At 45.2% G+C, this 2,525-nt stretch carries 2 protein-coding genes; both read right to left on the reverse strand.

Annotation, left to right across the window (positions count from 1 at the left end; translation table 11 throughout):
• Positions 1–826: 826 nt before the first annotated feature.
• Entirely contained in the window at positions 827–1,873 is a 1,047-nt protein-coding gene (locus QJ48_RS33540; protein WP_054977630.1) for a hypothetical protein, read from the reverse strand.
• Between the two features lie 146 nt (positions 1,874–2,019).
• A complete protein-coding gene (locus tag QJ48_RS39080; protein ID WP_237763146.1) occupies positions 2,020–2,166 on the reverse strand; it encodes a hypothetical protein in 147 nt (48 codons plus the stop codon).
• Positions 2,167–2,525 lie beyond the last annotated feature (359 nt).

The following is a 2,525-nucleotide window of genomic DNA, read 5'->3' on the forward strand; positions in this document are numbered from 1 at the left end:
TGTTCATCGTGTATTTCGTTAGCGCCATCACGTCCGGTACTTACAAACCTACGAGCTTATCTTTAGTCAACAACTTGCCTGCCCCGGCGCCAACGCCATCGCCTTCCGTCGCGCTAAGCAATTTTAACGGCCTGTCTCCGAATGGCATATGGCGCTTATTCATAGCTGATCAGACATTAACGGGTAGCGGAAATCTGTCCAGAGGCTGGGCTATCAGTATTAAAACACCCGAGACGGAAATATGTACCTACAGCCTTTTATGAATGGAATAGCCGATTTTGTTCTCTCAGTCCTCAAGTTCTCAGAAACTGGTAGGCCATTTTTACGAAAGATTAGCTTTAAACTCTTTTGTACTCGGAAACGAGATGTTGTTGTTTTATCTTTCCCATACTAATATTTACTCCTTGTGATTTTTTAGAGTAAGGTATTGTTCCTAGTTCTTCTAACCTTTGTGCTGCACTAGGTTTCATTATAAAAGTTATTATAATTATAATGCACTCTTAGTAAGTCGCTGCTTCAATAAATGTTTGGAATCTTAGTGTTTCTGGAACTAGGAACTTGTACCGGTTAGACTCTGCTTACTGCTTGATCCTCCACTAAAGCCACTTGAAGGACTGGTTGATGGCTTGCTTGAACTTGAATTTTGCTGACGAAGGGGTTATGAATGAGCCTGTCGTTTGTCCTACCAAAAAAACATCGGCCTGTGACCTGCGGTTCCAGTATGGAACATACAGATTCACAGGCCAAGTACATTTTCATTCATGGTAGCCGTCAGACCATGTTAGTTTGGGACAGCCCCTTTACTCCAAAACTTTATCGCGGATGCTTAATCGCTCGTGAATTTCGCCAAAAGGACGTCATAATTGCCGTTGGAGCTGTCCGCTTGGAACGAACCCGTAACCACATAACCGCCGTCATTGGTCGTTGCCACACGCTTGCCTATTTCGCCGGTGTTTCCAAAATCATACATATTCGACCATAATGCATTTCCCGCGTTGTTGATTTTCATCAGCAGCAAATCTTCTTTACCCACTTGCGGACTCGTCAGCCCGGTCACGATATAATTGCCGTCCTTGGCCGCTTTGACATCATTGGCAAAATCGCCATTCGTTGAATGAAACTGGTTCGTCCACAACTTGGCCCCCGAAGTGCCGACCTTGGTTACAAAGATGTTATACCCTTGAGAACTGTTCGGTTGACCGAAGTTGTTGATGGACCCTGCAGCCACATAGCCGCTGCTCGTTGCGGCAACACCTTGTAGCATGGAATATTTGTCCAGGGTAGATTCGAATTCCGTTCCTCCGGAACCGGATACTTTTACCATCAGCCCGTACATCGCTTGTTCCGTCCCTCCTGGAACGGTTTGTTTGATGGTTTTATATCCGACGCCCACATAGTCGCCATCCGGCGTTACGCTTACGCCGTAAAAGCGGTCTTCCAGATTCTCCTGACCGTATGTCCGGCTCCATTGAACATTACCGCTGGCATCCACTTTAAGCATGAAAGCATCAGTCGTATACAGGCTGTCTCCCTTGGCACCGACAATGACGTAGCCGCCGTCATGCCCGATTTCCATCGCTTTAGCCTCTTCTTGGCCTGGCCCACCATATGTTTTTGCCCATTGTATCGCTCCATTAGCATCTGTCTTCGCCAAGTAGATATCTTTAGAACCGCTCGCATTGCTTGTCCCGGCGATGATATACCCACCGTCGCTCGTTTGCCGAACCTCGGCACCCTTTTCTTCTGCGGCCCCGCCCAGCGTATATGCCCATTGAAGCGCCAGGGATGCGTCCGTCTTGGCAAACAGGATATCCTCGTTTCCATTAACCGTGGTAGAGCCTACGAACACATAGCCGCCGTCACTTGTCTGCACGACGGATTCGCCGAAATCGCGCTGCGAGAAGTTGAATGTAGTGCCCTTCTGGAGCGCTGGAGGAAGAAGGCTTGCTGATGGCTGAAGTGTGGAAAGCGAATTTTTCCCATCTGTGTTTTTGTTTTGACTGAGTAAATTAGTGACCTTTACCTCTGCGTTTTGACGGGCACCTGATTTAAGGCTTCAGGAAGAATATCAGTTGTCGGTAGGCTGGATTCATGGGCAAAAGCAACTTGAGCGGAAAGCAGCAGCACAGCAGCCAAAGAAGAAAGTACAAGAATAGATTTTTTCATAATTGCCTCCTTTTTTCTTGTTAATATTATATTTGTTTATATTTAACATTTTATCATATTTTTTGATTTGATATAAAAATGTAAAATATATCACAAAAAAGTTAACGTTTTTACTTTCCCTCTTTTTTGGCGACACGGTTGGCAATGATGATACGATACAGTATAAGGACAAGCGCAAACGCCCCCTGCCCTCTCCCCAAACAGTGCTAACGATCTATGAAACTATAAAAACCAGAACCAATAAATAACAATCAATAATTGGAGGGCTTATTCAGAATATCTTATTTCATCGGTCGTTCACTTTCAGAAGTGAGTTGTTTTTGCAATAACCTTCAAAACTTTTTCACTCCCATCTGAAG

Origin of the sequence: Paenibacillus sp. A3, assembly GCF_001399685.1 — a bacterium.
GTDB lineage: Bacteria > Bacillota > Bacilli > Paenibacillales > NBRC-103111 > Paenibacillus_G.